Origin of the sequence: Sphaerisporangium perillae (genome assembly GCF_023276435.1) — a bacterium.
Taxonomy (GTDB): domain Bacteria; phylum Actinomycetota; class Actinomycetes; order Streptosporangiales; family Streptosporangiaceae; genus Sphaerisporangium; species Sphaerisporangium perillae.
This window is the reverse complement of the sequence record NZ_JALLPO010000034.1, coordinates 29,054-47,253: the sequence shown is the minus strand read 5'-3', so window position 1 is coordinate 47,253 and position 18,200 is coordinate 29,054. Positions and strand designations below refer to the sequence as shown.

Genomic DNA, 18,200 nt, shown 5'->3' with positions numbered 1-18,200 from the left:
GCTTGCGGCGTGGCGAACGGTTCGCCTACACCTTGATGCTCTGGTCGGGAAGGGGGGCGGCCGCCGGTCCGCACACGCCGGGGAGATCGCAGACCTTCGCGGCCATCTTCTTCGCGTCACGGGCGAGCACCTTGGACACGTCTCTCCAGCTGGAATCGGCTGCGTAGGTGATCAGTGCCGTGCCTCGGCGGGCGACGACGAACCTCTCACCCCACGACGACTCGCTCTCGCCCTTGTCGTAGAAGTACCCGCCGACCAGCATCGCCTCGTCTCCGATGCGGAGCGTCCGGGAGACGGCGTAACGATGCCGGGTGCCGGAGAGGGTGTACGCCCGCGAGCCGCCGGCGGCGCACCGCTTCACCTCGGCGCGGAGCCGCTTGAACGTCGCCCGGGCGGCCTTGACGTCGCGGTAGAGCACGAGTTGCTCGCTGTAGAAGGAGGGAGCGCTGGTGCTGTGCACGATGGTGCGCATCGCCACGCGGCCGTCGCGCGGCTTCTTCCGGTGACCGCAGGGGTTCAGCTCGAGCTGCCTGGACGGCTTGTCGCTGACTTCCCACCACTGCTCGGCCGCGTCCTCGGGGGCGAGCTTCTTGGCGGCCTCGGCCTCGGCCTCGGTCAGCAGGAACCCCTTGGGAATCGTGACCGTCTCCGCCTCCGCCGCACCCGCCCCGCCGAACGCGGGCGCGGCCACGAGCGCCGTCACGAGCACCGAGACGAGCACCGCATTTCTGCTCATATTTCCGATCATGAATCGTTTGATGCGTAGATCAGGGAAACGGTTCGCGGCAACTCCCGCAGAAAGCCACTGGAAGCCTGATTTTTCGGCTGGGAGGGCGGGCGCGGAGAAACCCGCCTCCCATGTAGGAATAAGCCCTGCGTAGGTGTGGTTGCCGCCGTCATGGCAACTCTCGGATTGATCGGCAGCGGCAACATCGGAAGCACGCTCGCCCGGCTGGCGGTCGACGCCGGCCTCGACGTCGTCCTGAGCAACTCCCGCGGGCCGGACACCCTGGCCTCGCTCGTCGAGGAACTCGGCCCGCGCGCCCGGGCCGCCACCCCGGCCGAGGCCGCGGCCGCCGGGGACTGGGTGGTGGTGACCATCCCGTTGAAGGCCTACCAGCAGGTGCCGGCGGAGTCGCTGGCCGGCAAGGTCGTCCTGGACACCGGCAACTACTATCCGCAGCGCGACGGGCAGATCCCCGAGCTGGACGCCGAGCAGACCACCACCAGCGAACTGCTCCAGCGGCACCTGCCGGACGCCAAGGTCGTCAAGGCTTTCAACAACATCTACTTCAAGCACCTGGCCGCCCTCGCCCGCCCCTCGGGCGCCCCCGACCGCTCCGCCCTGCCGATCGCCGGCGACGACCCCGCCGCCAAGACCGCCGCCACCGCGCTGCTGGACACTCTCGGCTTCGACGCCGTCGACGCCGGAGCGCTGGCCGAGGGCTGGCGCTTCCAGCGTGACACCCCCGCCTACGCCGTGCCGTACGCGAAGGACCCACGGGGCACCGGCATCGCGGGCGACGACCCCGGCTCCCCCGCGAGCGCCGACACCATCCGCACCGCCCTCACCGCCGCCCGCCGCTAACGCGACACCGCGCCCGGCCGACCGGGCACGGCTGACCGCGCACGGCTGAACGGGCAGAATCAACGCATGGGGCCGACGACGGTGAGAGGTGACGGTTCGCATGCGGATCACGCTGTTCCAGGGTGACATCACCGAGCAGCAGGTGGATGTGGTCGTCAACGCGGCCAACTCCTCACTCCTGGGCGGCGGCGGTGTCGACGGGGCGATCCACCGGCGTGGTGGGCCGGCGATCCTCGCGGAGTGCCGGCGGCTTCGCGCCTCGCAGTACGGCAAGGGGCTGCCGGCCGGAGAGGCCGTGGCCACCACGGCGGGCGACCTGCCGGCCCGGTGGGTCGTCCACACGGTCGGACCGGTCTTCTCCTCGAGCGAGGACCGGTCCGAGCTGCTCGCCTCCTGTTACCGCGAGTCTCTCCGCGTCGCCGACGGCCTGGGCGCGACCAGCATCTCGTTCCCCGCGATATCCACCGGGGTCTACCGCTGGCCGATGGCCGACGCCGCCCGCATCGCGATCACCACCGTGCGCACCACGCCCTCGAAGGTGGAGGACGTGCGCTTCGTCCTGTTCACCGCGGAGGCGCACGCCGCCTTCGAGGAGGCGCTCAGCTCCGCCGGGCCCACCGACGGCGACTGACACCCCGCACGGGAGGAGCACGGTGGACGTACTCCTCCCGCCGGTGTGGCCGCGGGCCTACAGCCACGGCCACGAGGCCGACGCGCCCGCCTCCAGCATGGGGATCATCCGGAAGGCGGTGTCGGAGAACCCGCCGAACTCGTGGCGGTTCCCGCGGCCGGTCGGCATGGCCGCGTGCCGGTAGCCCTGCAGGTTGTAGCCGTACATGGGCACATGCCCGGGCGCCGCCCCGGTGACGTCGCCCCCGTAGCCGTTCATCGTCTGCATGTCCGACAGGATCACGACCCGGTCGTGCCCCTTGTAGGTGGCGCGCACCGACGCGGCGATCCGCGTGCCATGGCCCACCTCTCCGATCCGGCCGCAGAACCGCTCGACTTCCTTGAGCACGGAGGCTCCCCGCTTGACGCCGTGCCGGAACACGCCGTCGGCGAAGCCGTACAGGTCCACCTTGTCTCCGCGCACGGCCAGGGTCACCCCGAACAACGCCGCGGCCTGCGCGGGCGTGACCATGGAGCGGGCCGAGATGGACCCGCCGGACATGGACGCCGAGGTGTCGACCAGGATCAAGGTCCGGCCCCGGAACGACGGGACGTTGCCCGTCGCCAGCGTCAGCGCCTTGTCCAGCGCGTGGCCCCACCGCAGCGTCGGCGCCGCCCGGTAGGCCGAGTAGAACCGGAACGGAAGCTGCCGCGACCGCGCCACCTCGGCCGGGTCGGTGATCTCCGCCGCGACCTGCTCGGCGACCTCGTCGGAGATCCCCGCCTCGTCGAAGTTCCGCAGGTTCCGCAGCCTGGCCATATACCCCATCGACGGGATCACCGCGGTCCAGGCCGCCGCGTCCATCGGCCCCTGGAGCCAGCCGGCGAGCGCCTCCCACGTCATCCCCGCGGACGCGAGCCGCCCCGCGTCGGCGAGGACGCCGCGCCGCTCGGCGACCGGCAGGGCGAGCAGCTCGGCACGGTCCCGGAGCATCCGCAGCGAACCGGGGATGGGATTGCCGCGGTCGTGCCGCCGGTCCAGCGCGTGCCGGAACAGCTCCCCCTGCCACGGCCTGCCGGGGTCGGGGGTGGGGTGGACCAGATCGATGACGTCGCCGAACCGGAAACCCCTGGCGTCGGTGTCGTACTTGACCAGGGACCGCTCGTTGTACAGCCGGCGCACGGCGTCGACGATGCCCCGCTTGACCGGCTTCGGCACCGCGCGGCCGTACGTGGAGATCCAGTACGCGAGGGCCTCACCGGGCTCGTCCGCGCGCTGGAGCACGCTCGCCACGAGCTGCCGGTTGCCACCGTCCAGCCCAGCGGCGAGACGCGCGTTGACGGCCTCGAGCGCGGCGACGATCGGCGCCGTACGCATGTTGGCCTCGCCGCGCAGCCAGGGCAGGAACCCGGCCAGCCAGCCGACGTCCTCGACCGCGACCTGGTGGACGAGGGTGCGGAAACGCTCGTCCCGGCCTCGCGCCTTCTCGTAGAAAGTGTCCTCGCCGACCATGTTCGACACGGCCAGGAGGAAGAGCTCGCTCTTGGCATCGCGAACGTATCCGGGGGCGCCCTCGTGCGTGCGGCCGGACGGGACCGTCTCCGTGGTGACCGGGCTGAACGTCACGGTACGCGCGTCCTTCCGGTTGAACTTCGCCATCATGGAACAACTCCTCTCAAAGGTCGTGCCGGGAGGAGCCGTCGTCCAGAGTGAGTGCCCGAGATCGAAGTCGGCGGCGGTACATAGTGCTCTAACCGGCTGAGCTACGCCTCGGTCTCCCGAGACGGCGGGAGTCGAACCCGCGACCTCTCGATTTCGATTCGAAGTAACCGCTGCCTGCGCACCGGGCACGCTCTGAAGTCGAATCCCCTCCCGAGATCGAAGCGACGGTGGCCTGCCCACCTATCTGGGCGAATGGCTCCCTATGGGGAACCGGAAGGGATCGAACCTCGAAGTATCCGCCGTCAGCGCACCGGGAAGGTGCGTATAAAGTTGTGGCTCCCCGAGATCGAGACGACCGCGGAACAGAAGTGCTGCCGTTACACCACACCGGCCGGGGCCGGCGCCGGGAGTCGAACCCGGACCCTCGCTTTAGCAGAGCGAAGTATCCGCGGTCTGCGCACCGGGGAAGCGTTCACCAAGCAGCGGGTCTCAGGGATACCGAACAGCGCCGGACGCATTCTCGATGATCAATCATCACAAACCGGCTCCTTTCGCCCTGAACTCGAGATCAACGGTACAGATCGCCGTGACAGGACGCACCCGAATTTACGGGCCCTCTCGATGACCGGAGCCGGCCCAGGCTCGGACCGTGCGCGGCAGCACGCGCGTGCGCCGGCGAGAACCTCCAGCCGCTCCTCGCGCGCGTGCGGAAGTCCGGTTCAAACCGCTCATTTCCCGCGAAATCGGAAATGTCGGCTGGTCGAATTGCTTGACGATCCAGGTCCCGGCTTTTGCCTCCGTGGGATGCCCATCCAGGTCGCCTCGGCTAGCGTCTTCAGACATAGACGTCGGATTCGGCATCTTCCCGGGAGCCGATTCGGCGCTCCGTATTAGCCCAGGCGCCAAGCCGGGCTCGATCATCGGAGATTTCGCATGCTCAAGAATGCACTCACCGCCGCCTCTCTGGTGGCGTTCAGCTTTGCCCTTCCCGTGGCGATTTCGGGCCAGCCGGCCGGCGCCGATTCCCTGTCCCAGGGCCACCCCTGCCAGCAGAGTCCGTACGGCCAATACCCGCAATACGACCAATACGGCCGCCTATGCGACCATGCCCAGCCCTACGGTGACCAGCACTGGCACCACGGTCATCCCTACGGCCACCACCATTGGCACCACGGTCACCATCACCCGTACGGCCACCACGGCTACGGCGGCTACAGATAGGTCCGGCCAGCCGACCGGCGCCCGGTGCCGGGGCGGTGAAGGCTCACCGCCCCGGCACCGGCTCAGCGAAGGTGCCGGTCAGCCGCGCCACCATTTCTGGTTGGCGCCGCCCGTGCACTCCCACAACTGCAGCGGGGTGCCGGTGCCGCCCCAGGCGGCGACGTCCACGCACTTGTTGGCCTGCGGGTTGACCAGGTCGCCCGCGCCGCTGAGGACGAACTGCCGCACCGGGTTGCCGCTGCAGTCGGCGAGCTGGATGGCCCCGCCACCCTGAAGCCCACCCATTGGCCGCGGCGGCGCTCACGAGGTGATCTCGGGCGCCTTCGCGCCCTCGCCTTCGAGCCCGAAGCTGAGGACCCGGAGCGGATGGATGCGGATGATCTCGCTGGAGGCGCCCGGCATGGGAGGCTCCTGGTCGCGCAGCGCCTCGGCGCGTCCCCGGATCTCGACGCATCGCACCCGCCACGGACTGAACGAGGCGATGTCGTCGACGACGAAGGCCACCTGGTCGTTGCCCTGGATGTTGCGGAACTTCCGGCTGGCACCCATGTTGTAGCCGCCGATGTCGATGGTGCCGGATGCGGCGTTGTAGCGGAAGCTCACCGGGTTGTTCTGCGGCGCCCCCTTCGGATCGACGGTGGCCGGCGTACGCCATCACCTGCGGCACCAGGTAGGCGGCCACGGTGATCCCGGCGAGCAGATCACCCCGCAACCAGCCGCGCCGATACTCCCGCAACCGCCCCAGGCCAGGCACCAAACGGCTCCAAACGGTCATGGGCTCTCACGCTTCCAGTCCATGCCCCCGGCCGCAACGTCCCGCGCGGCAGGCCGATCAGCTCCAGCGCGGCAGGCCGATCAGCTCCCGCGCGGCAGGCCGATCAGCAGTTCCACCTCGACATCGGCGTCACGGACCTCGACCGGGCCGACGAGCAGGTTCGCGCCCACGGCGCCACGCTCCTCGCCCCCGGCGACGCGAGGCGGAGCCGGCGCGTCTACGCCGACCCGGCGGGACACCCGTTCTGCCTCCGTCGCGGCGCCGAGGATCAACCGATGCGCCCCAGCGCGCTGGCGTACATGCGGATCGCGGAGCGGGCGGCGGCATCGACGTATCCCGGGAACGGTGGCAATTCCCGGCAGAAGCCGAGCAGCCGGGCATGCACCTCGTCGGCGGAGGCGGGCCGGTCATCCGGATCCTTGGCGAGCAACCGGAGGACGAGCCGTTCCAGCTCCTCGGGGACGTCGCGTCTGCGCGCACGCAGGGGTCTCGGGGAGCGGCCGGTGTGATTGCGCATCGAGACGAGCGTGCTCTCGCCCTTGAACTGGTTGTCCTTCGTCAGCATCTCGTCCAGCACGACACCGAGGGAGTACAGGTCGGTCCGCGGTCCGATGACACCGCCGTTGAACTGCTCCGGAGCCATGTACTCCGGGGTGCCGACGGTGACGCCGGTACGCGTCAGCTTGGTCTCCGTGGACGCCAGCACCGCGGCGACGCCGAAATCGAGCACCTTGACGGTGCCGTCGCGGCACAGCATGAGGTTGCCCGGCTTGAGGTCACGGTGGACCAGCGATCGTTCATGGGCCGCGGCCAGCACCGAGCAGACCTGCGCGGCGATGGCGGCCGCCCACTGGACCGGGATCTCGCCCGCCTCGCTGATCTCGTCCAGCAGGTCGGAGACGGCGCAACCGTCGACGAGCTGCATGACCAGATAGAGGTCCTCGCCGTCGGTCCCGCAGTCGAAGACCATGGGAACGCCGGGATGCTCCAGCCGTGCGGTGACCCGCGCCTCCCGGACGAAACGCCGCGTGAGCTCCTTGTCGGGCCTGCCGTCCTCCCGCCTGTCGATCCGGATGAACTTGATCGCGACCGGCCGGTCCAGGCGCTTGTCATGGCCGAACCAGATCTCGCCCATCCCGCCGGCACGGCGCGAGAGCGGATCCAGCGTGTAGCGACCATCTCCCACAGTCCGCACCCGGCCCGCCTTTCCGAAGAGGCATTGCCACCGGGGTGAAATTACCCGACGACAGCGCATTGCGAGACTCCGATGCGGGGATCGGCGCTCCTGTCGATCTCGTCGCCCCCGTATCATGCGCACCATGCCCCCGGCCCGCCAGCCCGCCGTACCGCTTTCGCCGCTCAGGCGCACGCTCAGCATCGTCTGGGCACTGGTTCCGCTCTGCACCTTCGGCATCGCGACCGTCGCCATCATGGGATCCGCGGCGGTACGGCTGCCGCGCCTGAGCGTGCGGCTCGCCGCGGTGGGCTACGGCGTACTGTTCGTGGCGGTCATGATCGTGGCGCCGACCCCGGAGGAGCTGCCCAAAGAAGCGCTGCGGAATGACATCGCCATGTGGACCTGGTTCGGCAGCCAGTGGATCATTGGAACGATACATGCGTTCCGCCTTCGGTCAGAGGTATTCCGGCCGCGCCTGCCCGTCGCGGTCACCTATCCGTCGCCGACGTCGCATTACCCGGCGACCCTCCCGCCGGAGTCCTCGAGCCCCCGAGGTACCTCCCATCCGGCATGGGATCCCTGGGGCACCGACTCGGCGGTGAGCCCGTCCTTCTCGGATGCTCTCGGCGAGATCGGGCCCTACCGGCTGTTGCGCAGGCTCGGGCAGGGCGGTCAGGGAACGGTCTATCTCGCCCAGTCCCGCGACGGACGGCAACTCGCCGTCAAGGTGCTGCACGCGCGCATCCCCGGGGGCATGGCCGAGCGGGACGGCTTCATGCGCGAGGCCCTGGCGGCGCAGCGCGTGCCGCCTTTCTCCACCGCCCGCCTGATCGACGTCGGGGTGGTCGGCGACGTCGCCTACATCGCCAGCGAGTACGTGCCCGGCGTCTCCTTGGAGCGGCGCGTCCACGACGACCGGCCCCTGGACGGCGACGGCCTGACCCGGCTGGCCATCGCGACCGCCGCCGCCCTGCGCGGCATCCATTCCGCGGGCATCGTGCACCGGGATTTCAAACCGGCCAATGTCCTGCTCGGTCCCGACGGTCCGCGCGTGATCGACTTCGGCGTCGCCAAGGCGCTGGACCGGGCGACGATGACGTCGGGCGGGTTCAAGGGAACGCTCCCGTACATGTCGCCGGAGCAGGTCTCCGGCGGCCCGGTCGGCCCCGAGTCGGACGTGTTCAGCTGGGCCTCGACCATGATCTACGGCGCGACCGGCCGGCTCGCCTTCGGCGGCTCGACCCAGTATCACGTGATCAATCTGATCATGACCTACCACCCGGACCTCTCCGTGCTCCCCTATCCCCTGCGCGGACCGGTCGCCGCCTCCCTGGACAAGAACCCCCGCAACCGCCCCACGGCCGCCGACCTGATGGTCGCCATCACCCGCTGACGCGTTCGGCGCCCGACGCCGCGAGACGCGTGAACTCCCGGCTGCGAGGTCCCCACTCGGCGCACGGCGACGACCGCCTCCGCCCCATCGTCAAGATCGAGACCGCGCGGAGCGCTTGCCTTGCCTATTCCCTTCTAATAAGGTAGGAAAACCATGTATCCGTGACTAGAGACGCGGAACGATGACATACGCGCCTCCGGAGGATCACCGTGGTCTACACGCAGCCGGACGCCCCTCAGCGGCTCGAACGGCCGGTGGCTCCGGGCCGCGGGCCGGCGCCGGGGGCGGCTCCGGACCGGCGCAGCTCACGCCGGATCGTTGTGCGGCTGGCGGCCATCGCGGTGCTCGCGGGGCTCTGGCAGCTCGCGGCCGTCACGACGCGGAACCCGTCGTTCGTGCCCTCACCGAAGGCGGTGTGGGACCAGCTCGTGCTGACCTCCACCACTCATGACGGGATCCGGGGCTACAGCGGGCACTACCTGATCGAGCATCTCGGGATCAGCCTGCGCCGGATCCTCATCGGCTCGGTGCTCGGTGCGGTGGCCGGGCTGGTCCTGGGCGTCATCATGGGCACCGTCCCGTGGATCCGGCTGGTGACGGAACCGGTGGTCACCTTCGTCCGTGCCCTGCCCCCGCTGGCGTACTTCAGCCTTCTGATCATCTGGTTCGGCATCGACGAGACCCCGAAGCTGTGGCTGCTCACCATCGCCGCCCTGCCCCCGGTCGCGGTGGCCACCGCCTCCGCCGTGCACGGCGCCCCGACAGGGCTGGTCGAGGTGGCACGCGCACTGGGCGCCACGCGGTGGAACGTCGTCAGGGACGTGGTGCTGCCCAACGCGCTGCCGGAGATCTTCACGGGCATCCGGCTCGCCGTGGGCCTGGCGTACTCCTCGGTGGTCGCCGCCGAGACCATCAACGGCGTGCCGGGCATCGGCGGGATGGTGCGCGACGCCCAGCGCTACCTGCAGACCGACGTCGTCGTACTCGGCCTGTTCGCCATCGGCCTGTCCGGGCTGCTCATCGACGCCGTGCTGCGTACGGCCGAGAACCGGCTCATCCCCTGGCGAGGGCGCACGTGAGCCCCACCGGCCCTCCGCTCGACCCATCCTTGGAAGGAAACCCCCCATGTCACGACAACGCCCCAGGCGACTGCTCCTGATCACCCTGGCCGCCGTCACGGCGGCCGTCCTGGCGGCGTGCGGCGACGGCGCGGCCAGCGGCGGCGGAGGGGGCGGTGGAGGGGGCGCGCCTGCCAAGACGATCCGCGTCGCCTACCAGGCGTTCCCCAGCGGGGACCTCATCGTCAAGAACAAGCGCTGGCTGGAGGACGCGCTGCCCGGCTACACGATCACCTGGACCAAGTTCGACTCCGGGGCCAGCATCAACACCGCGTTCGTGGCCAAGAGCGTCGACATCGCGGCGATCGGCTCCAGTCCGGTGGCTCGAGGGCTCGCAGCGCCCCTGAACATCCCGTACCAGGTGGCGTTCGTGCTGGACGTGGCGGGTGACAACGAGGCGCTGGTGGCCAGGAACGGGACGGGCATCACCTCGATCGAGGGCCTGCGCGGCAAGAAGATCGCCACGTCGTTCGCCTCGACGTCCCACTACAGCCTGCTCGCCACCCTGGACAAGGCGGGCATCCCGGAGTCGGCCGTGACCCTCGTCGATCTGGAGCCCCAGGACATCCTGGCGTCCTGGACACGGGGTGACATCGACGCCGCGTACACCTGGCTGCCGACCCTGCAGGAGATCAAGAAGAACGGCAAGGTACTCATCAGCAGTCGCGAACTCGCCACCGCGGGGAAGCCCACCCTCGACCTCGGGGTGGTGGCCACCGCGTTCATCGACGCGCACCCCGAGGCCGTGGACGCCTGGCGCAAGGCTGAGGCCAAGGCGCTCGACCTGATCGCCGGCGACCCCGGAGCCGCCGCCGAGGCGGTGGGCAAGGAGCTGAACATCAGCCCGGAGGAGGCCAAGTCGCAACTGAGCCAGGGCGTGTTCCTCAAGCCGGCGGACCTGGCCGGCGATGAGTGGCTGGGCACTCCTGGAAAGGTGGGCGGCCTGGCGCAGAACCTGGTCAGCGCCGCACAGTTCCTCAAGGACCAGCAGAAGATCGACAGCGTGCCCGATCTCGCGACGGTGCAGAAGGCGATCTACAACAGCGGACTCCCCGGTGCCCTCGAATCCTGAGCCCGTAGCGGGTCTCGCCCCCGCCCCTGAAGACGTCGCGGCCGTGGACGTGAGCGAGCTCGAGCACGTCTATGGTGACGGCCGGAGCGCCGTGACCGCGCTGGGACCGATCTCCCTCCGCGTTCCCACGGGCTCGTTCCTCGTGATCGTCGGCGCCTCCGGATGCGGAAAGAGCACCCTGCTGCGCCTCATCGCCGGTTTCGAGCGGCCCACCTCCGGCACCGTCCGGACAGGCGGCGAGGAGCCGGTGCCGGGCAGGGGCGCGGGCGTCGTCTTCCAGCAGCCCCGGCTCTTCCCGTGGAAGACCGTGGGCGGCAACGTCGACCTGGCCCTGCGGTACGCCGGTGTCCCGAAGCCGGAACGGGCGCGGCGCGTCCCGGAACTGCTGGAACGGGTGGGCCTGCACGACGTCGCCGACCGGCGGATCTGGCAGATCTCCGGAGGCCAGCAGCAGCGCGTGGCCATCGCCAGGGCGCTGGCGGGCGACGATCCACTGCTGCTGCTCGACGAGCCGTTCGCGGCGCTGGACGCGCTCACCCGCGAGCGCCTCCAAGAGGACCTGCGCCGGGTGAGCACGGAGACCGGCCGTACGTCCGTCTTCGTCACCCACAGCGTGGATGAGGCGGTGTTCCTCGGCAGTCGCGTCGTGGTGCTCACCCACCGCCCTGGCCGGATCGCCCTCGACCTCGAAGTCGGTCTCCCGCGCACCGGCCTGGAACCCGACGAGCTGCGAGCCCTACCCGAGTACGCCGCCCTGCGAACCACCATCGGCCATGCCGTCCGTACCGCCGCCGCCCTGGAAGGAGAAACGAGATGACCAGTACGTTGCACGTCTCGCATGTCGACCTGAGCCTGACCCCGCTGGGACCCAACTTCGGCGCGGAGGTGAACGGCCTGGACCTGGCGACCGCGACCGACGAGGAGGTGGCGGCGGTGAGCGCCGCCCTGGTCGATCACAAGGTCCTGTTCTTCCGCGACCAGAACCTCGACGACGACGGCCAGGTGGCGCTGGGACGCCGCATCGGTGAACTCACCGCCTCCCATCCGGTGGTCGGCGGAGTGGACGAGGCGCATCCGGAGATCTACGCGCTGGACAGCGCCGACAACGGCTTCGCCGACGTCTGGCACACCGACGTCACGTTCATGCCACGCCCGCCCCTGGGGTCGATCCTGCGCGCGGTCGTCCTGCCCGCCACCGGCGGTGACACGAACTGGGCCGACAGCCAGCTCGCCTACGACTCCCTGTCCGCCCCCGTGCGCGAGCTGGCCGACAAGCTCACCGCCGTACACGACGGCAACCGCGAGTTCGGCTACTACCTGGCCCAGCGTCGCGGCGGGAAGGGAAGCGTCTGGGACGGAGAGGTCGTCACCCGGCTCGACCCGGTCGAGCATCCGGTCGTCCGCGTGCATCCGGAGACCGGACGCAAGGGGATCTTCGTCAACCCGGGCTTCACGTCGCACATCGTCGGGGTGTCGGAGGCCGAGAGCCGCGGCATCCTGGACCTGCTCTACGCGCATCTCACCAAGCCCGAGCACATCATCCGGCACCGCTGGCGCGCCGGGGACGTGGCCATGTGGGACAACCGCGGCACGGCCCACTACGCCAACCGCGATTACGGTACGCAACATCGCGTCATGCACCGCATCACCCTGCGCGGCGACACTCCGGTGGGCCCCGTCCCCAACCGGTGACGCGGGCAGACCACGCCTTCGCCCGCCACGACTCTTTCCTGCCTGCGACATGCGGATCATGTACGCCTCGGCGTACGTTCCAAGTGGGTACCGGTATCGGGGAACGATGGTGCCGGGGTGCCGGCGGGAAGGGGTGGGCGTGGAGATGGTGCACGGGACGCCCGCTGCCGCATTGCGTTCCCTCATCGGGGACTACCACGGCTACCGCGAGCGGGACGGACTCCCCGGCCGCCATCGCGGCCTGCCGTCGCCGTACCTGACCGTCATCGTGACCCTTGACGATCCGCTCGACATCGCCGCCCATCCCGACCCGGCCCAGCCGCCGGGGCGGTACCACACGCTGGTCGGCGGGCTGCACACCTCGACCGCCCTGATCACGCATGAGGGCCGGCAGGCCGGTGTGCAACTCGCCCTGAGCCCGCTCGGCGCGCGTGCCCTGCTCGGCCTGCCCGCGGGCCCGCTGCGGAACGTCGACGTGGACGCGACCGCCGTCCTGGGCTCGGTCGCCAACGAGTTGCACGACCGCCTGAACGCCGCGCCGGACTGGGGCCGGCGCTTCGCGATCCTGGACGAACTGCTGCTGCGCCAGGCCGATCTCGACCGCGTCGTGCCGGCCGAGGTCGTCCGGGCCTGGCGGTTGCTGCTGTCCAGCGGCGGCAGGATGCCGGTCGGCGACCTGGCCCATGAGGTCGGCTGGAGCACCCGTCACCTCCGCGCGCGGTTCACCGCCGAGATCGGGCTCACTCCCAAGGCCGCCGCCCGGGTCATCAGGTTCGACCGGGCCCGGCGGAAGCTGCAACACCTGGCCGGCGCGGGCATGAGCGTTCCTTGCCTGGCGGACCTGGCGGCCGAATGCGGGTACTACGACCAAGCGCACCTCGCCCGGGAGTTCCGCGACCTCGCAGGTTGCCCGCCCACCCAATGGCTGGCCGAAGAGTTCCGAAACGTCCAAGCCCCCGTCCCGGTCCTGGAGCCAGACTCGATGGCATGACGCAAACACCTCAACCTCAGGTCTGGCCGACGCTGCGCGCCCGTGACGCCCGCAAGCTCATCGCCTTTCTCGTGGACGCGTTCGGCTTCGAGGCCACCGCCGTGTACGGCGACGGCGACCGTGTCGACCACGCACAACTCGACTGGCCGCTCGGCGGCGGCATCATGCTCGGCTCCGACCGGGAACGCAGCGAGGACAACCCGTGGTGGCTGCCCCCGGGCACCTTCGGCGCGTACGTCGTCACCGACGACCCCGAGACCTTGTATGCCCGCGCCACCGATGCCGGAGCCGAGACGCTCTACGCGCCCCGCGAGACCGACTATGGCTCCCGCGACTTCGCCGTCCGCGACCCGGAGGGCAACCTCTGGTCCTTCGGCACCTACCGCGGCGAACCCCGCAAAACCTGAGATGGCCCAGCGAAGCGTCCCGGCCTGGGCCGCCCCCACCGGGCGCCCTCGGGACGCTCCGGCTCTCGGCCACGTGACCGGCATCCCTCTCCTGCGACTCGTCGTGGAGATGATGTGCTAGGCTGTTCGCAGTTGCAGTTGTGGTATCCGTAAACTTTTTGCGCACCTGACGGGAATTGTAACGTTGGGTGCATTTTTTGTTTTCCCGGTCATCTCCGGACGGGCTTATCACGGCGACACGGAATCGGCACGGTGCCGGTTCCGGTTCGGCCCTCTAATCAAAGGAGATTGACATGGCGACTGGAACCGTGAAGTGGTTCAACGCGGAAAAGGGCTTCGGCTTCATCGAGCAGGACGGCGGCGGCGCCGACGTCTTCGCCCACTACTCGAACATCGCCGCTCAGGGCTTCCGCGAACTGCAGGAAGGCCAGAAGGTGTCCTTCGACGTCACCCAGGGCCAGAAGGGCCCGCAGGCCGAGAACATCGTTCCCGCCTGACGCACCACGCCACACAGCCGGGGCCCGCACCTTTGAGGTGCGGGCCCCGGCTCGCGTCATGGCCGAGATCACTCGGCCGGGCGGCATGGACTTCAGCACCGCCCTCCCCCATCAGGTAGGGGAACGGCGGACTTGTCATCCCCCGCGGAGAAGGGGGACCGGGCGGCCAGCGGGCAGATCAGGCGCGATAGATCGTTGTCGGCCGGGACCGCGACACCGCCCCACAGGCGTACGGTGCCGTCACCAAGCAACGGCTTCGAGCTGGGACCTCAGCTCCTGTACCTGCGCGGCGTTCATGGTCTTCACCCGGTTCGCGGAGACCTCCACCTCGGTGTCGGTGGCGCTCCTCCTCTTCGCTACCTGTCACAGCCGACGAAGCCCGTTCTCCCGAAGCGCCCGCCGCGCCAGGATCACCCATGGACGTGAGTCACAGCGCTGTACAGGCGCCCAGGTAGCCGGCCAGCATCGCGCGGGCGAGCCGGTCGACGTCCGCATCGCCCGGGAGGAACCGGTCACTGTGCAGGGAGACGTCGGTATCAGTGCCCACGAACATCATCACCGACGGCATCCGCTCGGCGAAGAAGGAGAAGTCGTCCGCGCCCACCGAGCGAAGCGTGTCGGAGACCTCCAGCCCGTGCGACCGCAGCAGCCGGGACACCTGCGCCACCAGATGGGGGTTGTTCTCCAGCACGGGCTCCCCCTTGACGAAGGTCACCTCTGCCTCGCATCCGTGCGTCCGCGCCACCGACTCCGCCACCTCGACGACTCGCTGGTGCAGCAGTTCGCGCGTCGCCGTCGACAGCGCCCGTATGGTGCCTCGCGCCCTCGCCACGCCGGGAACGACGTTGGCCGCGCTCCCCGCCTGTAGTGACGAGACCCCCACCACTGCCGGCACCATCGGGTCGATCGACCGGCTGACCACGCTCTGGAGCGCGACCACCGTGTGCGACAGGGCCAGAACGGGGTCGCGCGTGAGGTGCGGGTAGGCGGCGTGTCCCGACTCGCCGTGCACGCTGATCTGGAACTCGTCCGAAGAGGCGTTGACACCGCCGGGTACGCAGGCGACGACGTCGGGCGCGAGCACCGGCTGCACGTGCGCGCCGATCATCGCCTCGCACCGCTCGGCGCCGAGCACGCCGCTCTCGACGATGTCCTGCGCTCCTGAGGGGTAGGTCTCCTCGCGCGGTTGCAGGACCAGCAGCAACGGCTTCGGCCCTCCCACCCTGTGCACCGCGCGGGCCATCGCCACCAGCGCGGCCAGATGCACGTCGTGGCCACAGGCGTGCATGATCCCGCGGTTCCGCGAGCTCCACTCGACGCCGGTCGCCTCCGTCACCGCGAGCGCGTCGAGTTCACCGCGCACTCCGACGGCCGGTCCCGGTCCGCCGACGCGCACCACCGCCCCGGTCTCCGCGACCTTGGTCAGTGGCAGCCCGTCGGGCAGCGACGCGAGTACGGCTTCGCGCGTCGCCGACTCGCCGCCGGACAGGTCCGGCGAGGCGTGCAGCCGGCGGCGCAACGACAGGGCCGCGGGCAGTTCCCGCTCGAGGGCCGCCCACAGCTCGGCGTGGTCGCTCATCCGAGGTCCAATCCGTAGACGCGGGCCGCGTTGGAGCGGCCGATCATCGTCGCGACGCGTACGGCGTCCGCCGGAGTCCACTCGCCCTCCTCGACCCACGCCGACAGGGCACGCGTCATGCCACGGCGCCACAGCAGCGCGCCGAGGTAGTGCAACTCCGGCGGGCCCCACGCGTCGGAGGAGTAGAGCACCTTGGCGAAGGGCGCGAGTTCCAGGCTCTCGGCCACGATCGCGTCGGAGCGTGCGCCGGTGTAGTTGATCGCGAGCCCCACGTCGAAGTAGACGTGCGGGAAGACCTGGGCGAGATAGCCGGCGTTGCGCTGGAAGGGGTAGCAGTGCAGCAGGAGGATGTCGGACCCGGTGTGCTCCACGGCCTTCAGCCAGCGGGTCAGCAGCAGCGGGTCGGAGCGGTGCAGCTCGACGTCCGGATCGCCGTAACCGGTGTGGAGCTGCAGCGGCAGGCCGGTTTCGACCCCCGCCCACAGCAGCATCCGCAGCAGCACCGGGTCGTCGACGCGCGGCACCGCCCCCGTGCCGATCTCCCGCAGCCAGTCTCCGGCGGCCTCGCGAACCTCGGCGTCGGTCGGCGGCGCCGGGTCGAAGTCGAAGCCGTGGCGGTAGGCCACGATGCTCTTCAGCCCGACGGCGCCGCGCGCCCGCTTCTCCAGCGCCTCGCGGAAGCCGTCTCGCAGGCCGGCGGCGGAGGTGGCCGTGGCGGCCAGCTCCTCCAGCACCGCCTCCAGCCGCACCACCTCGTCGGCTCGGACGCCGCTGGCGGACGCCATGCCGGCGACGCTGAGGATCTGGTCGCCCTTGTAGCCCGTCTCCACCAGCCAGTGCTCCGTCCCGCTCGCGCGCAGGAAGGTGCGGGCCAGCTCGTCCGGGGCCGACGCGGACCGCGCGGCCCAGTAGTCGTCCGCGCTCGCCGACGGCTCCAGCCCGAGCAGCGGCGCGCAGTGCCGCCGGATCGCGAAGCCCAGCTGCGAGTCCAGCTGGGTCATCCACGACGGGATCGGCCGGTCGGACTCGGTGATCAGCTCCTCGAACGCCGGCCGCTCCACCGGCCGGCGCAGCGTGCCGTGCACGTGGTGGTCGACCAGCCCTATCTCGTCGATCCGCCCCTTGAGATCAGTAGACATCGGCGATCCTCCGGCACACCTCATCGGCCCCCAGCCCCTCGACCAGCGCGAGCTCGGTGCGCTTCACGTCGAGGTGCGTCCGCAGCAGATCATCGTCGAACCAGCCCCGCACGACGTCGTCCTTGGCCAGCTCGTCGAGCGCCTCGTCCAGCGACCCCGGCAGGGAGGGCGCGCCCGACAGCTCGGCCTCGGTGCTGTGCTCGGGCCACACCTTCGGCTCGGGATACCCGGCGGTGACGCCCCGCAGTCCGGCCCGTATGAGCGTGCCGATCACCAGCCACGGGTTCGCGGTCGCGTCGGCGGCGCGGAACTCCAGGTTCAGCTGCCGCGCCGCGTCGCCGCTCGACGTGGTCGGGCAGATCCGCAGCAACGCCTCCCTGTTGCGTTCGGCCAGGAAGATGCCGCCGGCGCTCCACCGGTGGGGGGTGAGCCGCAGGAACGACACGGGGCTGGGCGCGGTGACGGCGGTGATCGCGCGGGCGTGCTGGAGGATGCCGGCCGCGAACCGGCCGCCGATCTCCGACAGCCGCCCCGGTCGCGAGTCGTCGAAGAGCACCGGCTCACCGGTCTCGGCGTCACGCAGCGAGAGGTGCACGTGCACGCCGTTGCCGACCCCCTCGGGCCCGACCAGCGGCGCGAAGGTCAGCCGCCGGCCGCGGCGGCGACCGAGGTCGCGGACCAGCTCGCGCAGCAGCACGGCGCGGTCCGCCGCCACCATGGCGCCGCTCGGCCGCATCGTGATCTCGAACTGCCCGTCGCCGTACTCCGGCAGCCAGGTCTCCGGTTCGAGACCGGCCTGGGTCATCAGCTCGACCAGCTGCGACCCGAACGGTTCGGCGTCGCGGAACCGCTCGAACGAGAACGGCGGTGAGGCAGGAAGGCCCTCGATGACGAATTCGTGCTCGAACGACGCCACGACCTCCAGCCCCGTCAGCTCGCGGAACTCGGCGATCGCCGTCCGGGCGAAGGTGCGCGGGCAGGACGGCCACGGCGACCCGTCGGGCAGCACCTGGTCCGCGAGGTAGAGGCGCACGCCCGGGTGCGTGCCATCGGCCGGGATGTCGACGCCGGTCGACTCGTCGGGCAGCAGTCGCAGGTCACCGGTCGGGCCGAACACGTTGTCCTCGGCGATCGGGCCGAAGCAGCTGATCGCGAGGTCGGCGGGCACCCAGCCGACCCCGGTGTGCAGCACCTTGTCGTGGTCCGCCGCCGGGACGGCTCTGCCGCGGGTCTGCCCCGCCAGGTCGCAGGTCGCGATGAAGATCATCGATGTCATGCG

General features: G+C 70.3%; 18 protein-coding genes, 2 tRNA genes and 2 pseudogenes. 12 read left to right on the top strand and 10 right to left on the bottom strand.

Annotated elements, in window-relative coordinates:
- Positions 1 to 25: 25 nt before the first annotated feature.
- Positions 26 to 736: a hypothetical protein gene (locus MYF83_RS29625; RefSeq protein WP_248964026.1), complete on the bottom strand. Its 711-nt coding sequence runs from the start codon at positions 734 to 736 to the stop codon at positions 26 to 28.
- Positions 737 to 898: 162 nt separating this feature from the next.
- Between MYF83_RS29625 and MYF83_RS29620 the strand changes: the two genes are divergently transcribed.
- Both MYF83_RS29620 and MYF83_RS29615 read left to right on the top strand, forming a co-directional pair.
- Positions 899 to 1,588, top strand: a complete 690-nt coding sequence (locus MYF83_RS29620) for an NADPH-dependent F420 reductase (RefSeq protein ID WP_248964025.1) — start codon at positions 899 to 901, stop codon at positions 1,586 to 1,588.
- Positions 1,589 to 1,688: 100 nt separating this feature from the next.
- Positions 1,689 to 2,219, top strand: a complete 531-nt coding sequence (locus MYF83_RS29615; protein WP_248964024.1) for an O-acetyl-ADP-ribose deacetylase — start codon at positions 1,689 to 1,691, stop codon at positions 2,217 to 2,219.
- A 57-nt stretch (positions 2,220 to 2,276) separates the two neighbouring features.
- Here the strand turns inward: MYF83_RS29615 and MYF83_RS29610 are convergent, their stop codons facing one another.
- From MYF83_RS29610 to MYF83_RS29600, 3 genes are all read right to left on the bottom strand, one after another.
- On the bottom strand, positions 2,277 to 3,860 hold the full coding sequence (locus MYF83_RS29610) for a TROVE domain-containing protein (RefSeq protein ID WP_308201515.1): 1,584 nt from the start codon (positions 3,858 to 3,860) through the stop codon (positions 2,277 to 2,279).
- A 116-nt stretch (positions 3,861 to 3,976) separates the two neighbouring features.
- Positions 3,977 to 4,044, bottom strand: a tRNA-Ser gene (locus MYF83_RS29605).
- A 211-nt stretch (positions 4,045 to 4,255) separates the two neighbouring features.
- Positions 4,256 to 4,372, bottom strand: a tRNA-Ser gene (locus tag MYF83_RS29600).
- A gap of 421 nt (positions 4,373 to 4,793) precedes the next feature.
- Here MYF83_RS29600 and MYF83_RS29595 point away from each other — a divergent pair.
- Positions 4,794 to 5,081, top strand: a complete 288-nt coding sequence (locus MYF83_RS29595) for a hypothetical protein (protein ID WP_248964023.1) — start codon at positions 4,794 to 4,796, stop codon at positions 5,079 to 5,081.
- 78 nt (positions 5,082 to 5,159) lie between these two features.
- Here the strand turns inward: MYF83_RS29595 and MYF83_RS29590 are convergent, their stop codons facing one another.
- Both MYF83_RS29590 and MYF83_RS29585 read right to left on the bottom strand, forming a co-directional pair.
- Positions 5,160 to 5,366 (bottom strand): ricin-type beta-trefoil lectin domain protein, encoded by a 207-nt coding sequence (locus tag MYF83_RS29590; protein ID WP_248964022.1) that lies wholly within the window; start codon positions 5,364 to 5,366, stop codon positions 5,160 to 5,162.
- 15 nt (positions 5,367 to 5,381) lie between these two features.
- A pseudogene (locus MYF83_RS29585) lies at positions 5,382 to 5,711 on the bottom strand (PPOX class F420-dependent oxidoreductase); the annotation flags it as partial.
- Positions 5,712 to 5,912: 201 nt separating this feature from the next.
- Between MYF83_RS29585 and MYF83_RS43955 the strand changes: the two are divergent.
- Positions 5,913 to 6,047 (top strand): annotated as a pseudogene (locus MYF83_RS43955) (hypothetical protein); the annotation flags it as partial.
- 77 nt (positions 6,048 to 6,124) lie between these two features.
- Here the strand turns inward: MYF83_RS43955 and MYF83_RS29575 are convergent.
- The gene (locus MYF83_RS29575) at positions 6,125 to 7,051 is read right to left on the bottom strand and encodes a serine/threonine-protein kinase (RefSeq protein ID WP_248964020.1); all 927 of its coding nucleotides are present in this window, start codon (positions 7,049 to 7,051) and stop codon (positions 6,125 to 6,127) included.
- A 124-nt stretch (positions 7,052 to 7,175) separates the two neighbouring features.
- On the opposite strand from MYF83_RS29575, the gene MYF83_RS29570 reads away from it, so the two are divergent.
- The 8 genes from MYF83_RS29570 (at position 7,176) to MYF83_RS29535 (ending at position 14,203) form a co-directional block, all read left to right on the top strand.
- Complete coding sequence (locus tag MYF83_RS29570; RefSeq protein ID WP_248964019.1) at positions 7,176 to 8,426, top strand: serine/threonine-protein kinase; 1,251 nt, start codon at positions 7,176 to 7,178, stop codon at positions 8,424 to 8,426.
- A gap of 209 nt (positions 8,427 to 8,635) precedes the next feature.
- Positions 8,636 to 9,505, top strand: a complete 870-nt coding sequence (locus tag MYF83_RS29565) for an ABC transporter permease (RefSeq protein ID WP_248964018.1) — start codon at positions 8,636 to 8,638, stop codon at positions 9,503 to 9,505.
- A 46-nt stretch (positions 9,506 to 9,551) separates the two neighbouring features.
- On the top strand, positions 9,552 to 10,616 hold the full coding sequence (locus tag MYF83_RS29560) for a taurine ABC transporter substrate-binding protein (RefSeq protein WP_248964017.1): 1,065 nt from the start codon (positions 9,552 to 9,554) through the stop codon (positions 10,614 to 10,616).
- Positions 10,600 to 11,433 carry an ABC transporter ATP-binding protein gene (locus MYF83_RS29555; protein ID WP_248964016.1) on the top strand — a complete coding sequence of 278 codons (834 nt, stop codon included), beginning with the start codon at positions 10,600 to 10,602 and terminating at the stop codon, positions 11,431 to 11,433. Before MYF83_RS29560 ends, MYF83_RS29555 begins: the two co-directional genes overlap by 17 nt.
- Positions 11,430 to 12,308: a TauD/TfdA dioxygenase family protein gene (locus tag MYF83_RS29550; RefSeq protein WP_248964015.1), complete on the top strand. Its 879-nt coding sequence runs from the start codon at positions 11,430 to 11,432 to the stop codon at positions 12,306 to 12,308. The genes MYF83_RS29555 and MYF83_RS29550 overlap by 4 nt, the downstream gene beginning before the upstream one ends.
- A 145-nt stretch (positions 12,309 to 12,453) precedes the next feature.
- Positions 12,454 to 13,299: an AraC family transcriptional regulator gene (locus tag MYF83_RS29545; protein WP_248964084.1), complete on the top strand. Its 846-nt coding sequence runs from the start codon at positions 12,454 to 12,456 to the stop codon at positions 13,297 to 13,299.
- Positions 13,296 to 13,706 carry a VOC family protein gene (locus MYF83_RS29540; protein WP_248964014.1) on the top strand — a complete coding sequence of 137 codons (411 nt, stop codon included), beginning with the start codon at positions 13,296 to 13,298 and terminating at the stop codon, positions 13,704 to 13,706. Before MYF83_RS29545 ends, MYF83_RS29540 begins: the two co-directional genes overlap by 4 nt.
- A gap of 293 nt (positions 13,707 to 13,999) precedes the next feature.
- Entirely contained in the window at positions 14,000 to 14,203 is a 204-nt protein-coding gene (locus tag MYF83_RS29535) for a cold-shock protein (protein WP_034275260.1), read from the top strand.
- A gap of 427 nt (positions 14,204 to 14,630) precedes the next feature.
- Here the strand turns inward: MYF83_RS29535 and MYF83_RS29530 are convergent, their stop codons facing one another.
- The 3 genes from MYF83_RS29530 to MYF83_RS29520 are packed head-to-tail and all read right to left on the bottom strand — an operon-like array spanning position 14,631 to position 18,197.
- Positions 14,631 to 15,782 carry a M20 metallopeptidase family protein gene (locus MYF83_RS29530; protein ID WP_248964013.1) on the bottom strand — a complete coding sequence of 384 codons (1,152 nt, stop codon included), beginning with the start codon at positions 15,780 to 15,782 and terminating at the stop codon, positions 14,631 to 14,633.
- Positions 15,779 to 16,921, bottom strand: a complete 1,143-nt coding sequence (locus MYF83_RS29525) for an amidohydrolase family protein (protein ID WP_248964012.1) — start codon at positions 16,919 to 16,921, stop codon at positions 15,779 to 15,781. The genes MYF83_RS29530 and MYF83_RS29525 overlap by 4 nt, the downstream gene beginning before the upstream one ends.
- Positions 16,911 to 18,197: a type I glutamate--ammonia ligase gene (locus MYF83_RS29520; RefSeq protein WP_248964011.1), complete on the bottom strand. Its 1,287-nt coding sequence runs from the start codon at positions 18,195 to 18,197 to the stop codon at positions 16,911 to 16,913. The genes MYF83_RS29525 and MYF83_RS29520 overlap by 11 nt, the downstream gene beginning before the upstream one ends.
- Positions 18,198 to 18,200 lie beyond the last annotated feature (3 nt).

What these genes read in the sequence shown, in the direction of transcription:
- MYF83_RS29625 (WP_248964026.1), bottom strand. Translation starts at nt 736, where the DNA reads ATGAGCAGAAATGCGGTGCTCGTCTCGGTGCTCGTGACGGCGCTCGTG.
- MYF83_RS29620 (WP_248964025.1), top strand. Translation starts at nt 899, where the DNA reads ATGGCAACTCTCGGATTGATCGGCAGCGGCAACATCGGAAGCACGCTC.
- MYF83_RS29615 (WP_248964024.1), top strand. Translation starts at nt 1,689, where the DNA reads ATGCGGATCACGCTGTTCCAGGGTGACATCACCGAGCAGCAGGTGGAT.
- MYF83_RS29610 (WP_308201515.1), bottom strand. Translation starts at nt 3,860, where the DNA reads ATGATGGCGAAGTTCAACCGGAAGGACGCGCGTACCGTGACGTTCAGC.
- MYF83_RS29595 (WP_248964023.1), top strand. Translation starts at nt 4,794, where the DNA reads ATGCTCAAGAATGCACTCACCGCCGCCTCTCTGGTGGCGTTCAGCTTT.
- MYF83_RS29590 (WP_248964022.1), bottom strand. Translation starts at nt 5,366, where the DNA reads ATGGGTGGGCTTCAGGGTGGCGGGGCCATCCAGCTCGCCGACTGCAGC.
- MYF83_RS29570 (WP_248964019.1), top strand. Translation starts at nt 7,176, where the DNA reads ATGCCCCCGGCCCGCCAGCCCGCCGTACCGCTTTCGCCGCTCAGGCGC.
- MYF83_RS29560 (WP_248964017.1), top strand. Translation starts at nt 9,552, where the DNA reads ATGTCACGACAACGCCCCAGGCGACTGCTCCTGATCACCCTGGCCGCC.
- MYF83_RS29550 (WP_248964015.1), top strand. Translation starts at nt 11,430, where the DNA reads ATGACCAGTACGTTGCACGTCTCGCATGTCGACCTGAGCCTGACCCCG.
- MYF83_RS29545 (WP_248964084.1), top strand. Translation starts at nt 12,454, where the DNA reads ATGGTGCACGGGACGCCCGCTGCCGCATTGCGTTCCCTCATCGGGGAC.
- MYF83_RS29540 (WP_248964014.1), top strand. Translation starts at nt 13,296, where the DNA reads ATGACGCAAACACCTCAACCTCAGGTCTGGCCGACGCTGCGCGCCCGT.
- MYF83_RS29535 (WP_034275260.1), top strand. Translation starts at nt 14,000, where the DNA reads ATGGCGACTGGAACCGTGAAGTGGTTCAACGCGGAAAAGGGCTTCGGC.
- MYF83_RS29530 (WP_248964013.1), bottom strand. Translation starts at nt 15,782, where the DNA reads ATGAGCGACCACGCCGAGCTGTGGGCGGCCCTCGAGCGGGAACTGCCC.
- MYF83_RS29525 (WP_248964012.1), bottom strand. Translation starts at nt 16,921, where the DNA reads ATGTCTACTGATCTCAAGGGGCGGATCGACGAGATAGGGCTGGTCGAC.
- MYF83_RS29520 (WP_248964011.1), bottom strand. Translation starts at nt 18,197, where the DNA reads ATGACATCGATGATCTTCATCGCGACCTGCGACCTGGCGGGGCAGACC.